At 69.5% G+C, this 15,275-nt stretch carries 15 protein-coding genes and 1 tRNA gene; 7 read left to right on the forward strand and 9 right to left on the reverse strand.

The genetic code is table 11. The features are described from left to right. The first annotated feature begins 96 nt into the window (after positions 1 to 96). Both ACN9MP_RS08135 and ACN9MP_RS08140 read left to right on the forward strand, forming a co-directional pair. Complete coding sequence (locus ACN9MP_RS08135; protein WP_426325484.1) at positions 97 to 1,011, forward strand: pseudouridine-5'-phosphate glycosidase; 915 nt, start codon at positions 97 to 99, stop codon at positions 1,009 to 1,011. Continuing rightward, positions 1,011 to 1,847, forward strand: coding sequence for a carbohydrate kinase family protein (locus tag ACN9MP_RS08140; protein WP_426325485.1), 837 nt, complete (start codon positions 1,011 to 1,013; stop codon positions 1,845 to 1,847). The genes ACN9MP_RS08135 and ACN9MP_RS08140 overlap by 1 nt, the downstream gene beginning before the upstream one ends. A 15-nt stretch (positions 1,848 to 1,862) precedes the next feature. On the opposite strand, the gene ACN9MP_RS08145 is transcribed toward ACN9MP_RS08140, so the two are convergent. Both ACN9MP_RS08145 and ACN9MP_RS08150 read right to left on the reverse strand, forming a co-directional pair. Next, on the reverse strand, positions 1,863 to 2,309 hold the full coding sequence (locus tag ACN9MP_RS08145; protein WP_426325487.1) for an SRPBCC family protein: 447 nt from the start codon (positions 2,307 to 2,309) through the stop codon (positions 1,863 to 1,865). Beyond that, positions 2,302 to 2,694: an ArsR/SmtB family transcription factor gene (locus ACN9MP_RS08150; protein WP_426325489.1), complete on the reverse strand. Its 393-nt coding sequence runs from the start codon at positions 2,692 to 2,694 to the stop codon at positions 2,302 to 2,304. Before ACN9MP_RS08150 ends, ACN9MP_RS08145 begins: the two co-directional genes overlap by 8 nt. 93 nt (positions 2,695 to 2,787) lie before the next feature. On the opposite strand from ACN9MP_RS08150, the gene ACN9MP_RS08155 reads away from it, so the two are divergent. Further along, entirely contained in the window at positions 2,788 to 3,372 is a 585-nt protein-coding gene (locus ACN9MP_RS08155) for a dihydrofolate reductase family protein (protein WP_426325491.1), read from the forward strand. Here ACN9MP_RS08155 and ACN9MP_RS08160 read toward each other — a convergent pair. The 3 genes from ACN9MP_RS08160 to ACN9MP_RS08170 are packed head-to-tail and all read right to left on the reverse strand — an operon-like array spanning position 3,361 to position 6,597. Then, positions 3,361 to 4,122 carry an SGNH/GDSL hydrolase family protein gene (locus tag ACN9MP_RS08160; protein WP_426325493.1) on the reverse strand — a complete coding sequence of 254 codons (762 nt, stop codon included), beginning with the start codon at positions 4,120 to 4,122 and terminating at the stop codon, positions 3,361 to 3,363. The genes ACN9MP_RS08155 and ACN9MP_RS08160 overlap by 12 nt on opposite strands. Positions 4,123 to 4,164: 42 nt before the next feature. Beyond that, positions 4,165 to 5,517 (reverse strand): MFS transporter, encoded by a 1,353-nt coding sequence (locus ACN9MP_RS08165; protein ID WP_426325495.1) that lies wholly within the window; start codon positions 5,515 to 5,517, stop codon positions 4,165 to 4,167. 36 nt (positions 5,518 to 5,553) lie between these two features. Then, the gene (locus ACN9MP_RS08170) at positions 5,554 to 6,597 is read right to left on the reverse strand and encodes an LLM class flavin-dependent oxidoreductase (RefSeq protein WP_426325497.1); all 1,044 of its coding nucleotides are present in this window, start codon (positions 6,595 to 6,597) and stop codon (positions 5,554 to 5,556) included. An 89-nt stretch (positions 6,598 to 6,686) separates the two neighbouring features. Here ACN9MP_RS08170 and ACN9MP_RS08175 point away from each other — a divergent pair, with 89 nt between their 5' ends. Beyond that, the gene (locus tag ACN9MP_RS08175; RefSeq protein ID WP_426325499.1) at positions 6,687 to 7,343 is read left to right on the forward strand and encodes a phosphoribosyltransferase; all 657 of its coding nucleotides are present in this window, start codon (positions 6,687 to 6,689) and stop codon (positions 7,341 to 7,343) included. A gap of 13 nt (positions 7,344 to 7,356) precedes the next feature. Here ACN9MP_RS08175 and ACN9MP_RS08180 read toward each other — a convergent pair whose 3' ends face one another. Continuing rightward, positions 7,357 to 9,030: a DUF885 domain-containing protein gene (locus ACN9MP_RS08180; RefSeq protein ID WP_426325500.1), complete on the reverse strand. Its 1,674-nt coding sequence runs from the start codon at positions 9,028 to 9,030 to the stop codon at positions 7,357 to 7,359. A 79-nt stretch (positions 9,031 to 9,109) separates the two neighbouring features. Continuing rightward, positions 9,110 to 11,767: a DNA polymerase I gene (gene polA / locus ACN9MP_RS08185; protein WP_426325502.1), complete on the reverse strand. Its 2,658-nt coding sequence runs from the start codon at positions 11,765 to 11,767 to the stop codon at positions 9,110 to 9,112. A gap of 69 nt (positions 11,768 to 11,836) precedes the next feature. Here polA and ACN9MP_RS08190 point away from each other — a divergent pair, with 69 nt between their 5' ends. After that, complete coding sequence (locus ACN9MP_RS08190) at positions 11,837 to 12,262, forward strand: hotdog fold thioesterase (RefSeq protein ID WP_426325504.1); 426 nt, start codon at positions 11,837 to 11,839, stop codon at positions 12,260 to 12,262. 122 nt (positions 12,263 to 12,384) lie between these two features. Here the strand turns inward: ACN9MP_RS08190 and ACN9MP_RS08195 are convergent, their stop codons facing one another. Then, complete coding sequence (locus ACN9MP_RS08195; protein ID WP_157005684.1) at positions 12,385 to 13,008, reverse strand: ANTAR domain-containing response regulator; 624 nt, start codon at positions 13,006 to 13,008, stop codon at positions 12,385 to 12,387. Positions 13,009 to 13,056: 48 nt separating this feature from the next. Here ACN9MP_RS08195 and ACN9MP_RS08200 point away from each other — a divergent pair. Further along, positions 13,057 to 13,139, forward strand: a tRNA-Leu gene (locus ACN9MP_RS08200). A gap of 74 nt (positions 13,140 to 13,213) precedes the next feature. On the opposite strand, the gene ACN9MP_RS08205 is transcribed toward ACN9MP_RS08200, so the two are convergent. After that, the gene (locus ACN9MP_RS08205; RefSeq protein ID WP_426325506.1) at positions 13,214 to 14,761 is read right to left on the reverse strand and encodes an APC family permease; all 1,548 of its coding nucleotides are present in this window, start codon (positions 14,759 to 14,761) and stop codon (positions 13,214 to 13,216) included. A 153-nt stretch (positions 14,762 to 14,914) separates the two neighbouring features. On the opposite strand from ACN9MP_RS08205, the gene ACN9MP_RS08210 reads away from it, so the two are divergent. Further along, a complete protein-coding gene (locus ACN9MP_RS08210; RefSeq protein WP_426325508.1) occupies positions 14,915 to 15,274 on the forward strand; it encodes a PadR family transcriptional regulator in 360 nt (119 codons plus the stop codon). Position 15,275: the final 1 nt, after the last annotated feature.

Here is a 15,275-nt window from a genome sequence, read left to right on the forward strand (position 1 = left end):
CCGTCGCGGGGCGGCGCTCGGAGACCGGAACCGGTGGTCGGTACTGTGGGCCTAGTCCGGGCCGGGAGAGCTGCCCGGGTCGAAAGGATGCCCGCCGTGTCCGACCTGCTCGCCATCGCTCGTGAGGTACGCGACGCCGTCGCGGCCGGCGAGCCCGTGCTGGCCCTCGAGTCCACGATCTTCACGCACGGGCTCCCACGGCCCCGCAATCTCGACGTCGCGCTCGAGGCGGAGGCGCGCGTGCGCGCGCTCGGCGTCGTGCCCGCCACGATCGGGGTCGTCGACGGGAGGCCCACCGTAGGCCTCTCCCCCGCCGAGATCGAGCGGCTCTCCACCTCGCCGGGCGTGGTGAAGGCGAGCGTCCGCGACCTCCCCGTCGCGGTGGTGAAGGGGCTCAGCGCCGGCACCACGGTCGCCGCCACCGCACACCTCGCGGTGCAGGCCGGGCTGCAGGTGTTCTCCACCGGAGGCCTGGGCGGGGTGCATCGCGGCGCGCCGGAGACGTTCGACGAGTCGGCCGACCTTCCCACCCTCGCCGCCCTCCCCCTCGTCGTGGTGAGCGCGGGCGTCAAGTCGATCCTCGACATCCCGCTGACCCTCGAGCGCCTCGAGACGCTGAACCTCGCGGTCGTCGGCTACCGCACGACCGACTACCCCGGCTTCTACATCGCCGACTCGGGGCACGACCTGGAGTACTCGGTGGACTCCCCCGCGGAGGTCGCCGCGATCGTCCGCACCCGTGACGGACTCGGCATCTCGTCCACGCTCCTCGTCGCCAACCCCGTGGCCGCCGACCGCCAGCTCGACCCGGCACTCCACGACGACGTGCTCGGGCGCGCGCTCGCTGCGGCCGACGCGGCGGGTGTCTCGGGTCACGCGACCACGCCCTTCCTGCTCGACTTCCTGCAGCGGGAGACCCAGGGGCGCAGCCTTGACGTCAACGTCGAGGTCTACCGCGGCAATGTGGACCTCGGTGCGCGGATCGCCCTCGCCCTCGCGGACGCACCCTGATGCTCGTCGTCATCGGCGACCTCGTCGCCGACCTCATCGTGCTCGGCGGCGTGGGGCTGGAGCGCGGCACCGACAACCCTGCCGAGGTGCGGCTCACACGGGGTGGAAGCGCCGCGAACGTGGCGGTGGCGGCCGCGGCGCAGCATCCGTCCCGCTTCGTCGGCCGCGTGGGCGACGACACGCTCGCGCGGGTCCTGGTCGGAGAGCTCGAAGCAGCCGGTGTGGAGGTCCGGGTGCAGCGCGCCGGCCGCACGGGTTCGATCGTGGTGCTCGTCGATGCGGTCGGCGAGCGCACCATGATCACCGACCGTGGCGCCGCGGCGGAGCTCGACGCCATCGACCCGGCGTGGGTCGACGGCGCCGACTGGGTGCACGTGCCGTTGTATGGACTGGCCACCCCCGCCTCGCGGCGGGCGGTGACGGATGCTGCGACCCTTGCCGCCGCGGCCGGCGCGCGGGTGAGCCTGGACCTGTCGAGCGTCGCGAGCCTTCGTGAGCTCGGCGCTGAGGCACTGCAGGAGGTCGTCGCCGAGCTTCGGCCCGACGTCGTCTTCGCCAACGAGGACGAAGCGGGGTTCGCGACGTCGATGGGACTCACGCCGGGCGGCGTGTACGTCGTCAAGCGGGGTGCTGAGCCGGTGCTCCTCACAGCAGGGGAGGCGACCGTCGAGGTCCCGGTGGAGCGGGTCGACGACGTGCTGGACTCGACGGGTGCGGGCGACGCCTTCGCGGCGGGCTACATCGTGGCGGCCCTCGGTGGAGCCCACCCGCGCGAGAGCGCCCGGGCAGGCAGCGTGCTCGCGATGAGAGCGCTGCGCCGGCCGGGCGCACTCTGAGGCCGGATCGCCTGCTCAGGCCGTCTGGAGTCGCTGCAGCACCCGCTCGATGTCGTCGATGAAGGAGTTGTAGCCCGCGATCGTTGCCGCCACCTGCTCGTCGGTAAAGTCGCTGCGGTCCTGCCGGATCGTCAGCAGCGTGCCTTCGCCGGTCTCCTCCAGGTCGAACAGCACGGGCAGGCCGGTGTCATCGCCCGGCTGATCGGTGAGCGTCATCGCGAGGTGGGACGGCGGCTCGACGACCTTGTACTCCCCCGCCCAGTCGATGCGGTTGCCGTCGGGCAGCAGCATGACCGCGCGGAAGGCGCCGCCGGGCCGGACATCCATCGTGAGGCTGTCCTGCGGCACCTCGACGGCTGCCGTGCCGAACCAGACGGCGAAGTGCTCGGGCTGCGTGAGCGCCTCGAAGACCAGTTCGCGGGGTGCCTGCAGCGTGCGGGTCACCGTGAAGTACTCAGTCATGATCGTTCTCCTTCGGGGTCGGTGCGGCGGTGTCGCCGCGCGCCGGTGCGTCGTGCGGAGCGCCCAGCTGCTGCAGTGCGTTGAGGTACTGGTCGAGGGAAGCGGCGCTGTCTTCCCAGAACTGCGCGTAGCCGCCGATCCAGTCGGATGCTGCGGCCAGCGGCCGCGGGTCCAGCCGGGCAGGCCGGTACTGGGCGTTGCGTCCGCGGGTGACGAGCTTCGCCTGTTCGAGCACTCGCAGGTGCTTCGACACGGCAGCGAACGTCATGTCGAACGGTTCGGCGAGCTCCCCCACCGTCGCCTCACCCTCGCTCAATCGTGCGAGCATGGCGCGACGGGTCGGGTCGGCGAGGGCCGCGAACGTCCGGCTCAGCTCATCGGTCATCTCACCACCTCCTGTTCAACTGATCAGTACTATACCGACGAGTTGAATGCGTGGCAACCGTCTCTGTCGACGGTGCGCGCTACCGTGACGGGCATGCCCCGCGTCGTCTTCTACACCGCCACCACCCTGAACGGCTTCCTCGCAGATGATGAGGACTCCCTCGACTGGCTCTTCGCGGCGCCGGGCGGCGAGGGCGGCGACGAAGACTTCCAGCGCTTCCTCTCTGGGATCGGTGTGCTCGTGCAGGGCTCGTCGACGTACCGCTGGGTGCTCGAGCACGAAGACCTGGTCGCGCATCCCGAGAAGTGGCCGGCGTACTACGGCGACCGGCCGACATGGGTGTTCTCTCGCCGGCAGCTCCCCGCAGTGGCGGGTGCCGACATCCGCTTCGCCCAGGGCGATGTGAGCGACGCGTGGCCGCAGATCCGCGACGCCGCGGGCGACCGTGACGTCTGGGTGGTCGGAGGCGGCGATCTGGCGGGCCAGTTCGCCGACGCGGGACTGCTCGATGAGATCCGGGTGTCGATCGCGCCGGCGACGCTCCCGTCGGGCAAGCCCCTTCTTCCTCGCCGCCTGGGGCCAGACCGACTCGAACTCACGGCGGCGCGACAGGCCGGCGCATTCGCCGAGCTGACCTACCGGGTCACGGGCGCACCGCGCGAGAGGTCAGCTCGCTGACGGGGAGAACTCCGTCCACTGCCCGAACTTCGGCTCTCGTCCGTCGCCTGACGAGGTGCCCGTCAACCGCCGGCGCACCCACGGTCCGACGTGGTCGCGATAGTAGGCGGCGCCACGCGCTCCGGCGAAGGGCAGCGGCGGGAGCGACCACCACTCGGGCGGAGGCTGCATCCCGAGCGCGCTCAGCACACGCGCCGCGACGCGGTGGTGACCCCGCGAGTTCATGTGCAGACGGTCCTCCGACCAGAACGGCGGCGTCGCCAGCTCCTCGTCGAACCAGTTGTACGCCTGCACGACATCGTCCCGCGATGCCAGCCGTGACTCGACGGCGCGGGAGAGCAGATCGCCGCGGCGCTGGATGACGCGGCGCAGCGGCAGCTGCGCGGTCGGATTCGCACCCGACAGCACGATCAACTGCACGCCCTCCTCATCGCACCGTCGCAGCACCGTGTCGAACGCCGAGACGACATGGGCCACGCTGGTACGGGGCCGCAACATGTCGTTTCCGCCGCCGTTGAACGACAGATGCGTCGGCTTCAGTGCCAGCGCCGGCTCGAGCTGCTGCTCGACGATCGGCCACACGAGCTTTCCGCGGATGGCGAGGTTGGCGTACTCGATGGGCTCGCCCGCGGCACTCGCCCACCCCTGCGCCACGAGGTCGGCCCACCCGCGCACGTGTCCGTCGGGAAGCTCGTCGCCGACGCCCTCGGTGAAGGAGTCGCCGATCGCGACGTATCGAACGGATGCCACGGGCTCCAGCCTACGACCGGCCGGGCGCCGGTCGTGCCGGGGTCACCGATCGTCCAGCGCGACGCCCCGGCGGTTGACCAGGCCCCACGCCGCTGCTGCCGCCACGGCGAAGAACACCGCGAAGACGACGAAGAGCAGCGGTGCGCCGCCCGCGAGGAGCAGGGGCGGAACGACGAGCGGCGCGACGATGGACGCGATGCGCCCCACGCCCGCCGCCCAGCCGCTCCCGGTGGCACGCAGCGAGGTCGGGTACATCTCCGGTGTCACGGCGTACAACGCGCCCCACGCCCCGAGGTTGAAGAACGACAGGGCCATGCCGGTAGCGATGATGGCGCCGGGTGAACCGGCCGTGCCGAAGAGGACCGCCGACACGGCCGACCCCAGCAGGAACACCGAAAGGGTCGCGCGCCGGCCCCACACTTCGATGAGCCACGCGGCGACGGCGTACCCGGGCAGCTGGGCGAGCGTGATCACCAGCGTGAAGCCGAAGGAGCGGATCAGGTCGTACCCCTGCGCCACCAGGATCGACGGGATCCAGATGAAGGCGCCGTAGTACGAGAAGTTCACGCAGAACCACACCAGCCACAGGCAGGCGGTGCGCACGCGGAACTCGCGCGCCCACAGCGCTCCGAGGCGCTGGCCGAGCGAGGTCGCCGTCGCGGGTGGAGCGGTGCGGGGGCGCTCCGCGGGCTCCGCCGCAACGCCGGCCGCGTCCTCGAACGTGCGAACGACCGCTGCCGCTTCCGCGAAGCGCCCGCGCCGCTCCAGCCAGCGGGCCGACTCCGGCAGACCCCAGCGCACGATGAGCGCATAGGCGGCGGGGATCGCGCCGAGCGCGAACGCCCAGCGCCAGCCGTCGTCGGATGCGGGGATCACGAAGTACCCGATGAGTGCGGCGAGCGTCCAACCCACCGCCCAGAACGCCTCGAGGATGACGATGAGCCGGCCGCGCATGCGAGCCGGAGCGAACTCGCTCACGTAGGTGCTGGCGACGGGAAGCTCGGCGCCGAGCCCCAGACCTACGAGGAACCGCAGCACGAGCAGAGCGGCGAGCCCGCCCACCAGCGCGCTTGCCCCCGTCGCCAGGCCGTAGACGAGAAGGGTCAGGGCGAAGACCTGCCGGCGCCCGAAGCGGTCTGCGAGCAGCCCGCCCACGCTGGCGCCGATCGCCATACCGACGAACCCGATCGAGGCGATCCACGCCGTCTCGCCGGGGGCGAGACTCCACTGCGCGGCCAGCGCGGCGATGATGAACGAGATCAGCCCGACGTCCATGGCGTCGAGCGCCCACCCGATGCCCGAACCGGTGAGCACGCGCAGGTGCATGCGGGTGAACGGCAGTCGGTCGAGACGCTGTGAGAGCGTCGACGAGGCGCGGGTCCCGGCATCCGTCATATCGTCATGCTACGGATCCCGGAGCCGCGGCGGGGCTCACGACAGCATGTCGCGCACCCGCGGGGCGACCTCGGTGCCGAACAGCTCGATCGATCGCATCATGTGCTCGTGCGAGAGCGTGCCGGTCGAGAACTTCATGTCGAAGCGCGACGCGCCCAGTGTGCGCACGGTGTCGGCGATCTTGCGGGCGACCGTCTCGGGCGACCCGACGTAGAGCGCCCCCTCTGGACCCACGTCGTGCTGGAAGCGAAGCCGGTTGTACGTCGGCCAGCCCCGTTCCCGCCCGATCGTGTTGTTCATCGCCTCGAAGCCCGCGTAGGCCTCGTCCCAGGCCTGCTGGTCGGTGTCGGCGATGTGGCCGGGAGAGTGCACGCCGACCGGGAGCTCCGGCTGCGCGAACGTGTCGAGCGAGCGGCGATAGAGGTCTGCCAACGGGCGGAACCGGGCCGCCGGCCCGCCGATGATGGCGAGCATGAGCCCGTAGCCGTAGCGTGCGGCGCGCACGGCCGACTCGGGCGTGCCGCCGACGCCGACCCAGGCGCGCAGCCCGTTCTCGGTCTTCGGAAAGACGTCGGCCGCGTCGAGCGAGGCGCGAAGGGTCCCGCTCCAGGTGACGGGTTTCTCCGTCAGGAGCTGCGAGAACAGGTCGAGCTTCTCGTCGAAGAGCGCTTCGTAGTCGCGCAGGTCGTATCCGAACAGCGGGAACGACTCGATGAACGACCCGCGTCCCAGGATGACCTCGGCCCGGCCGTTCGAGACGGCGTCGAGGGTGGAGAACCGCTCGAACACGCGCACAGGGTCATCGCTGGAGAGCACCGTCACGGCGGTGCCCAGATGAATCTGCTCGGTGCGGCTCGCGGCGGCCGCCAGCACGATCTCGGGGCTCGAGACGGCGAACTCGCGCCGGTGATGCTCCCCCACCCCGAAGAACGACAGCCCGACGCGGTCGGCCAGCACCGCCTGCTCCACGACGTTGCGGATTGTCTGCGCTCCACTGACGAGCTCTCCTGAGCCATCACGGGTCACATCGCCGAAGGTGTCGAGTCCGAGCTCGATGGTGGCGGGGTCGACGGATGTCATGAGCTTCTCCTTCTATGCGCTTGCATGAACCCCCCGTGGGGCCGCGGCATTCCCGAGACGCCACGACCTCGCGAGCGTACCGTGGAGGCATGGCCCTGTTCGCCGATCGCCGGGCTGCCGGGCGCGAGCTCGCGACAGCGCTCGAACGCTGGCACGGGACGGATGCCGTGGTCTTCGGCATTCCGCGCGGCGGCGTCGTCGTCGCCGCTGCCGTGGCTGAGGCGCTCGCGCTCGACCTCGACGCCGTCGTCGTCCGCAAGCTCGGCGCCTCGGGGCACGAGGAGTTCGCGGTGGGAGCGATCGCTGACGGGGTGCGCATCGTCACGCCGGGCGCCGTGCGGTGGGCGGGGATGTCGGCCCGCGATCTGAAGCGCGTCGAAGCGACCGAGCGCGACGAGCTGACCCGGAGGACCGACGCCTACGGGGCGCGCGTGGCCGACCTCTCCGGACGCACCGCGCTCGTCGTCGACGACGGCGTCGCGACAGGAGCGAGTGCGGTCGCCGCCTGCCAGGCTCTGCGCCTGCGTGACCCCGACCGGCTCGTGCTGGCGGTGCCCGTCGCCCCCGAGAGCTGGGAGCCCCCGCCGGGCGCCGTCGACGAGTTCGTGTGCCCCCACCGCGAACCGGACTTCTGGGCGGTGGGACAGTACTACGACGACTTCGGGCAGACCAGCGACGCCGAGGTCGTGGCGCTGCTGAACGCGGCTCCGGCGGGCTCGGCGACCGACGAAGACGCCGGTCGCTGAGCCCGCCGGAGGCTCAGCGCGACAGTGCGAAGCGCAGCGTGTCGAGGCCGACGCCGCCGATGTCGAGAGCCCGCTTGTGGAACTGCTTGATCGAGAACGCGTCGCCCTCGCGCTCCGCGACGTCATCGCGCAGCTGCTCCCAGATGCGCTGGCCCACCTTGTACGACGGCGCCTGGCCGGGCCAGCCCAGGTAGCGGTTCACCTCGAACTTCACGAACTCATCGGGCATGTTGACGTTGCGCAGCATGAAGTCGAGCGCGAAGTCGGCGTCCCACGGGCCCTGGCCGTCCGGGCGCTGCTTCTCGAGGTGCACGCCGATGTCGAGCACGACGCGGGCGGCGCGCATGCGCTGACCGTCGAGCATGCCCAGCCGGTCGGCCGGGTCGGACAAGTAGCCCAGCTGCTCCATGAGGCGCTCGGCGTAGAGAGCCCACCCCTCGGCGTGGCCGGACGTGCCTGCGAGCAGACGCCGATAGGTGTTGAGCTGGGCGCGGTTGTACACCGCCTGAGCGATCTGCAGATGGTGACCCGGGACGCCCTCGTGGTAGACGGTGGTGAGCTCGCGCCACGTGTCGAACTCCTCCACGCCCTCCGGCACCGACCACCACATGCGGCCCGGGCGCGAGAAGTCGTCGGTCGGGCCCGTGTAGTAGATGCCGCCTTCCTTGGTCGGGGCGATCATGCACTCCAGCTTGCGGATGGGCTCCGGAATGTCGAAGTGGGTCTTGCCCAGCTCGGCGACGGCGCGATCGCTCGTCTCCTGCATCCACTTCTGCAGCGCGTCGGTCCCGTAGAGCTTGCGGCTGGCGTCCTGCTCGAGGAATGCGACCGCCTCCTCGACCGAGGCCCCGGCCTTGATCTCGTTCGCGATGGACTCCTGCTCGGCCACCATGCGCGCGAGCTCCTCGACGCCCCACTCATAGGTCTCGTCGAGGTCGACCGTCGCGCCGAGGAAGCGGCGCGAGTGCAGCGCGTACAGCTCACGACCCACCGCGTCCTTCTCGACTGCTGCGGGCGCGAGCTCGCCGGTCAGGAACGAGCCGAGGTGGTCGTAGGCCACTCGCGCGGCGTTGGCGTTGTCGGCGAGCTCACGCGCCAGCGACGCCGGGAGCTGACCCTCCTCAGGGGCAGCCTCCGCCGCGAACGTCGCGAAGAAGCCGCCGTCCGCGGTGTACCGCTTGATCTGGGTGGCGACCTCGAGCACCTGCCGCCGCGCCGGGACGACACCCTGCGAGATGCCCTCGCGAAGAGTCGCGATGTAGCCGTCGATCGCACCTGACACCGCGTCGAGACGCTTCGCGACGACCGCCCAGTCGTCGGCGTTCGCCGTGGGCATGAGGTCGAAGGCCGAACGGATGTTCTGCGCGTGCGATGCGATCACGTTCAGATCGCGGAGATGCCACTGGGCGTCGTGCAGGTCGAGCTCCAGCTGGATCTCCCGCGAAAGATCGTCCTTCGTCACGGCGTCGACATCGTCGTCGGCGGTCGCGCCCTCGAGTGCTGCGAGAGTCTTGCGCCCCTCCTCCACGAGACGCTCATGACCGGCGGGGCTGTAGTCGCCGAACCGGTCGTTGTACTCGGAACGGCCGATATAGGTCGCGAGCGTCGGTTCGAGCTCGGCGAGGGTGTCGACCCACGCATCAGCGATCTTGTCGATCTGCGTGGGCGTGCGGGTTTCGTCTGTCATGAATTCGAGCCTAAGCATGCGGCGCGGTGCCGACAAACGCGGTTCCGGATGTCGCCACGCGGTGCACCGGAGCAGGCGCTCAGTGCCCGGCGATGTCCCAGTTGTCGCCGCGACCCACCTGCACGTCGAGGGGCACCGACAGCTGCGCGGCATCCCCCATGCGAGTGCGGACGATGCGCTCGGCCGCGTCCCACTCGCCCGGGGCCACCTCGATCACGAGCTCGTCGTGGATCTGCAGCAGCACACGCGACCGCAGCTCTTCCGCCGCGAAATCGTCATGGATGTGGAACAGCGCGACCTTCATGATGTCGGCGGCGCTGCCCTGGATCGGCGCGTTGAGGGCGGCGCGCTCGGCGTTCTCGCGCAGCACCCGGTTGGGGCTCGCCAGGTCGGGGAACGGGCGCCGCCGGCCGAAGATCGTCTCGGTGTACCCGTCGATGCGCGCCTGCTCCACCGATGAGCGCAGGTAGTCCCGCACGGCGCCGAAGCGGGCGAAATACTCCATCATGAGCTGCTTCGCCTCGGCCTGCTCGATGCGCAGCTGCTTGGAGAGGCCGAACGCCGAGAGCCCGTAGACGAGGCCGTACGACATGGCCTTGACCTTGGTGCGCATGGCCGGGGTGACATCCTCCGGGGCGACGCCGAACACCCGCGAGCCCACGAAGCGGTGCGTGTCTTCGCCGGAGTTGAACGCCTCGATGAGACCGGGGTCTTCCGAGAGGTGCGCCATGATGCGCATCTCGATCTGGGAGTAGTCGGCGGTCAGGAGCGTCTCGTAGCCCTCGCCCACGGTGAAGGCGGAGCGGATGCGGCGGCTCTCCTCCGTGCGGATCGGAATGTTCTGCAGGTTGGGGTCGGTGCTCGAGAGGCGACCGGTCTGGCTGCCGGTCTGAACGTACGTGGTGTGGATGCGGCCGTCGGCGCCGCTCGTGCGGTCGCCGCCGATCGCCGTGTCGAGTGACTCGATGATCTGCCGCAGCTTCGTCGCCTCGCGGTGCTGGAGCAGCAGGTCGAGGAACGGGTGCGGGTTCGTCTCCTGCAGATCCGCGAGCACTGCGGCGTCGGTCGAGTAGCCCGTCTTGGTCTTGCGCGTCTTCGGCAGCTGCAGCTCGTCGAACAGCACCTCCTGCAGCTGCTTCGGCGAGCCGAGGTTGACCTCGCGACCGATCGCCGCGTACGCCTCCTGCGCGAGAGCGTCGGCGCGTTGGCCGAGCTCGCCCGAGAACTCCGTCAGCGTCTCGTGCGATACAGCGACGCCGGCGAGTTCCATGTCGGCGAGCGCGTGCAGTGTGGGCAGCTCGATGTCGGTGAGCACCGCGGCCACGCTCTCGGGCATGTCGGCGCGCACCGCGCGGGCGACACGCACCAGGTACCAGGAGAGCTGACCGGTCGTGGCGCCCTCCGTCTCGGGCACGAGCTGTGCGGGGTCGGATTCCGGCAGTTTCTCATCGAGGTAGCGGTCGACGAGGTGCGCCAGGTTCTTGTCGGGAAAGCTCGGGCGGAGCAGCCAGCCGGCGAGGATCACGTCGAACGCGAGGCCGCCGAGCCTCAGCCCCGCGCGGCGTAGCGCCTTCACCTGCGGCTTGGCGTCGGCGAAGACCTTCGGAGCGTCCGACGCGAGCCACGGAGCGAGTGACGCAGCGAGCTCGGGAGTCCAGGCGGCCTCGGCCGCAGCATCCGCCGTCGCCAGCCCGATGCGCGCCGGCATGCCGCCCTCGAGCTGGATCGTGACGCCCAGCTCGCCGGATGCTTTCTCGATCCACGCGGCGAGGTCGGCCGGGGCGAGCTCCTGTGCGACCGGAGCGAGCTCGGCTGCGGCCGAGGTGACGGCGGCCATCTGCTGCTCGATGCCGGCGAGCTCGGCCACGCGAGGGATGAGCGTCTTGAACTCGAGTCGCGAGAAGATGTCGCGCACGGCCTGCGCGTCCATCGGCTGCACCTCGAGGTCGGCGGGCCCGAGAGGCAGTTCGACGTCGGTGAGCAGCCGGTTGAGGCGGCGGTTGCGTCGCACGTCATCGAGATGCTCCCGAAGGTTGCCGCCGACGACCCCCTTGATGGAGTCGGCGCCCTCGAGCAGTGCGTCCAGTGAGCCGAACTGATTCAGCCACTTCACGGCCGTCTTCTCACCCACCTTCGGAACGCCGGGCAGGTTGTCGCTGGTCTCGCCGACCAGGGCTGCGATGTCGGGGTACTGCTCCGGCGGTACGCCATAGCGCTCGATCACCGCCTCGCGGTCGTAGCGCTTGAGCTGCGAGACCCCCTGCACGTTGGGGTAGAGCAGCGTGATGTCTTCGTTCACGAGCTGGATCGTGTCGCGGTCGCCCGAGCACACCAGTACCTGGAAGCCCTGAGCGGCACCCTGCGTCGCGAGCGTCGCGAGGATGTCGTCGGCCTCGATGTCTTCCTGCTGGAGCACCTGGATGCTCATCGCGGCCAGACAGTCCTGCAGGAGCGGGATCTGGCCCTTGAACTCCGACGGCGTCTCGGACCGATTCGCCTTGTACTCCACGTATTCGCGGGTGCGGAACGACTGCCGCGAGGTGTCGAAGGCCACCGCGAGATGCGTCGGCTTCTCTGCCTTGATCAGGTTGATCAGCATCGCGAGGAACCCGTAGATGCCGTTCGTGTGCTGGCCGTCCTTCGTGGAGAAGTTGTCGACCGGGAGCGCGTAGAACGCCCGATAGGCCAGCGAATGGCCGTCCACGACGAGAAGGGTAGGCTTTCGGGAGTCCGTCACCCTGCAAGCCTAGTCAGGGCCGACGACAGTCGATCTCGCTCGACAGCCGCCCCGATCCGAAGGTCCGCCATGCCCGAGAACTCCCCTGCTGCCGTCGACGGACTCGCCTGGGCGGCGAACCGCGGGATGGGTGCGCTGGCCGAGAAGATGGGCATCGTCTTCACGGAGTTCTCGGTGGAGAGGGCGGTCGCGACGATGCCCGTGGACGGGAACACCCAGCCGGTGGGGTTGCTGCACGGCGGCGCCTACGTGGTGCTCGGCGAATCGCTCGGCTCCATGGCTGCGAACCTCCATGCGGGGCCCGGCCGGCTCGCCGTCGGCGTCGACATCAACGCCACGCACACGCGGTCGGCCACGTCGGGGGTCGTGACGGGCGTGTGCACGCCGGTGCACCTCGGGCGCACCCTCGCCGTGCACGAGATCGTCGTCACGGACGATCAGGGTCGTCGCTGCTCGACCGTGCGCATCACGAACCATATCCGCCGGATCGAGTAGGCTCGCCGGGCGAAGCCCGCCGAGGCGTATCGAGATCAAGGACCTCCCGCCGGTCTGAGCCGCGCGGGAATGAGAAGCGCGGATGCCCCGGGCCGGGGCATCCGCGCTTTTCTGAAGTCTGCTCAGCCCTTCTTGGGCGCGAGCTGCTCGATGATCGCCTTCGCGACGTCCTGCATGGTGAGGCGGCGGTCCATGGAGGCCTTCTGGATCCAGCGGAACGCCTCGGGCTCGCTGAGCCCCATCTTCTCGTTCAGCAGGCCCTTCGCGCGGTCGACCAGCTTGCGGGTCTCGAAGCGCTCGACCATGTCGGCGACCTCGGCCTCGAGCGTGATGATCTGCTCGTAGCGGGCCAGCGCGATCTCGATCGCGGGCAGCAGGTCGTTGGGCGTGAACGGCTTGACCACGTACGCGAGGGCTCCAGCCTCGCTGGCGCGCTCCACCAGCTCCTTCTGGCTGAAGGCGGTGAGCAGCACGACCGGGGCGATGTGGTTCTTGCTGAGCTTCTCGGCGGCTGAGATGCCGTCGAGCTGGGGCATCTTGACGTCCATGATGACGAGGTCGGGACGCAGTTCGGTGGCCAGTGCCACCGCGGTCTCGCCGTCGCCGGCCTCGCCGACCACGTCGTAGCCGTTGTCGCGGAGGATCTCGACGATGTCGAGTCGGATGAGCGACTCGTCCTCGGCGACCACGACACGGCGGGGGGTGGATGCCGTCGATGCGGCGGTCTGCTCCTGCTCAGTCACCATTGAATCCTACGGTATGGTCAATCGCGGACGCGCGGCATGGCCGTGCGTGCCGGTGTGGCGGAATGGCAGACGCGACCGACTCAAACTCGGTTGCCCGAAAGGGCGTGTGGGTTCGACTCCCACCACCGGCACGGTCCCCGAAGGCTGATTGCTCAGCGGGCCGGGTAGAGCGGATGCCTCGGGCCGAGGCATCCGCTCTCCCAAATCACTCGTCGTCGACGGTCTTGATCACCGTGGTGTTCGGATCGGGCAGTGTCTCGACCTGTTCCGGCGACCGCAGGTCGACGTCGGCCGGCGCCTTCTTGTCGAGTTCCGGCGGCAGTTCGAGCGGGCGGCGCGAGTAGTACACCTTCGCCTTGCGATAGAAGAGCGCGAGCGGTACGACGCCCAGGATGATCAGGCCGATGCCGAGTCCGTTCACGATCGGGTCGTTGCTCGGGATCGATGCGAAGAACGCCCACCCCATGAACACCGCCCCCGCCGCGGGCCACAGGCCGATGAGGAGGAAGTTCTTCACCGAATGGAACAGGACCCGGCGATACGCCACGACGACGGCGACCCCGGCCAGGGTGTAGTAGAACGCGATCTGGAGTCCGATGGACAGGATCGCATTCTCCATGATGTCGCCGACGCTCCCCAGGAAGTTCGAGCCGACGAACAGCAGCAGCGAGATCACCAGGATGACGACCGTCGCGAAGGTGGGCGTCTTCCAGCGCGGGTGCACGCGACCGAACGCACGGGGAATCGTGTGGTCGCGGCCCATCGCGAACAGTGACCGCGTGACCTGGATGAGCGTCGTCTCCAGGGTCGCGATCGTGGAGAGGGCGACGGCGATGATGAGGATCTTGCCGCCGAGGCCCGGCCAGATGACGTCGCCGAGGACCGACAGGATATTGGCGCTGTTGGCCTCGATCTCCTCCTGAGACAACATGATGAGCGTCGCGATCGTGAAGATCTCGAACAGCACGAAGACGATCCCGACTCCGATGAGTCCCGCCGCGCCGGCCGACTTGTGGCCGTCCTTGGTCTCTTCGTTGAGGTTCGAGCTGACGTCCCAGCCCCAGTAGTAGAACGCGGCGATGAGCGCCGCGCCGACGAAGACGCCGGGTCCGCTCAGGTGCGCGAAGCCCAGCCAGTCCCACGAGAAATCTGGGCCGTCATGGCTGGTCGTTGCGGCGCGGAAGAGGGCGAGCACCGCGAACACGATGAGGATGCCGACCTCGATGGTGGACATGATCCATTGCGCTCGGGCGGTCACATGCACGCCGAAGTACACGCATGCGGCCATGACGACGAACCAGATCGCACCGACCCCGGTGATGAGCGGAACGTTTTCGGCCTGCGACGGGTCGAACAGCGAGACCGTCATCGCGCCGGCGGGAAGCGCGCCCGCCACCATGAAGATCGTCGCGGAGACCACCAGCGCCCACCCCGAGAGGAAGCCCAGTGCGGGATGGAGCGCTCTGGCCACCCACGAGTAGGCCGCGCCGGCATTGACGTCGGCTCTTCCGAGGTACAGGAACGCCCAGGCGATGCCGAGCATGGGGATGCCGCACCACAGCAGTGCGGCGGGAGCGCCGAGTCCCGCCACGCCGACGAGGGTCGCCGTGGTCGCGGCGATGGAATAGGCCGGCGCGCTGCCTGCGACGGCCATCACGATCGAGCCGGCGGCGCTGACGCCGCCCGCCTGCAGATCGTGGCGCTCGGGAGTGCTCTGGTCGTCGGGTGCGACCGGTGAGCTGGCTTGGGTCATCGGTGGTCCTCACTGCCGCCTCCGTTGGCGACGGATGGACATTACACCCGGTGGTCATGCATCCGCCCGCTATTCACTGTTGCTAGGTACTGGTACTTAGTGTTACTTTGTACTGGTAGTCAGCAACACTGAGTAGTCGAGATGAGGTTTCCGATGGGCAAGCAGGATACGGAGATGCTCAAGGGCACGCTGGAGGGCATCGTGCTGGCGATCCTCTCGGGCCGGCCGGCCTACGGCTACGAGATCACGTCGTGGCTGCGCGACCAGGGGTTCTCCGACATCGCCGAGGGCACCGTGTATGCCCTGCTCGTCCGGGTCGAGCAGCGCGGCCTCGTCGACGTGGAGAAGGTCCCCTCCGAGAAGGGCCCGCCCCGCAAGGTGTACTCCCTCAACACGCAGGGCCGCGAGCAGCTGGCCGAGTTCTGGAGGACCTGGAGCTTCCTCGCAGAGCGCATCGAACAGCTCCACCGCGAACACGCAGACAGCAACGCCAACCCCCAGGAAGAGGACTGAT

Origin of the sequence: Microbacterium sp. E-13, assembly GCF_049912955.1 — a bacterium.
Taxonomy (GTDB): Bacteria; Actinomycetota; Actinomycetes; order Actinomycetales; family Microbacteriaceae; genus Microbacterium.

Bases quoted from the DNA above. Each gene is read 5' to 3' on its own strand.
- ACN9MP_RS08140 (WP_426325485.1), top strand. From the start codon at position 1,011: ATGCTCGTCGTCATCGGCGACCTCGTCGCCGACCTCATCGTGCTCGGC.
- ACN9MP_RS08145 (WP_426325487.1), bottom strand. From the start codon at position 2,309: ATGACTGAGTACTTCACGGTGACCCGCACGCTGCAGGCACCCCGCGAA.
- ACN9MP_RS08150 (WP_426325489.1), bottom strand. From the start codon at position 2,694: ATGACCGATGAGCTGAGCCGGACGTTCGCGGCCCTCGCCGACCCGACC.
- ACN9MP_RS08155 (WP_426325491.1), top strand. From the start codon at position 2,788: ATGCCCCGCGTCGTCTTCTACACCGCCACCACCCTGAACGGCTTCCTC.
- ACN9MP_RS08165 (WP_426325495.1), bottom strand. From the start codon at position 5,517: ATGACGGATGCCGGGACCCGCGCCTCGTCGACGCTCTCACAGCGTCTC.
- ACN9MP_RS08170 (WP_426325497.1), bottom strand. From the start codon at position 6,597: ATGACATCCGTCGACCCCGCCACCATCGAGCTCGGACTCGACACCTTC.
- ACN9MP_RS08175 (WP_426325499.1), top strand. From the start codon at position 6,687: ATGGCCCTGTTCGCCGATCGCCGGGCTGCCGGGCGCGAGCTCGCGACA.
- ACN9MP_RS08180 (WP_426325500.1), bottom strand. From the start codon at position 9,030: ATGACAGACGAAACCCGCACGCCCACGCAGATCGACAAGATCGCTGAT.
- ACN9MP_RS08190 (WP_426325504.1), top strand. From the start codon at position 11,837: ATGCCCGAGAACTCCCCTGCTGCCGTCGACGGACTCGCCTGGGCGGCG.
- ACN9MP_RS08195 (WP_157005684.1), bottom strand. From the start codon at position 13,008: ATGGTGACTGAGCAGGAGCAGACCGCCGCATCGACGGCATCCACCCCC.
- ACN9MP_RS08205 (WP_426325506.1), bottom strand. From the start codon at position 14,761: ATGACCCAAGCCAGCTCACCGGTCGCACCCGACGACCAGAGCACTCCC.
- ACN9MP_RS08210 (WP_426325508.1), top strand. From the start codon at position 14,915: ATGGGCAAGCAGGATACGGAGATGCTCAAGGGCACGCTGGAGGGCATC.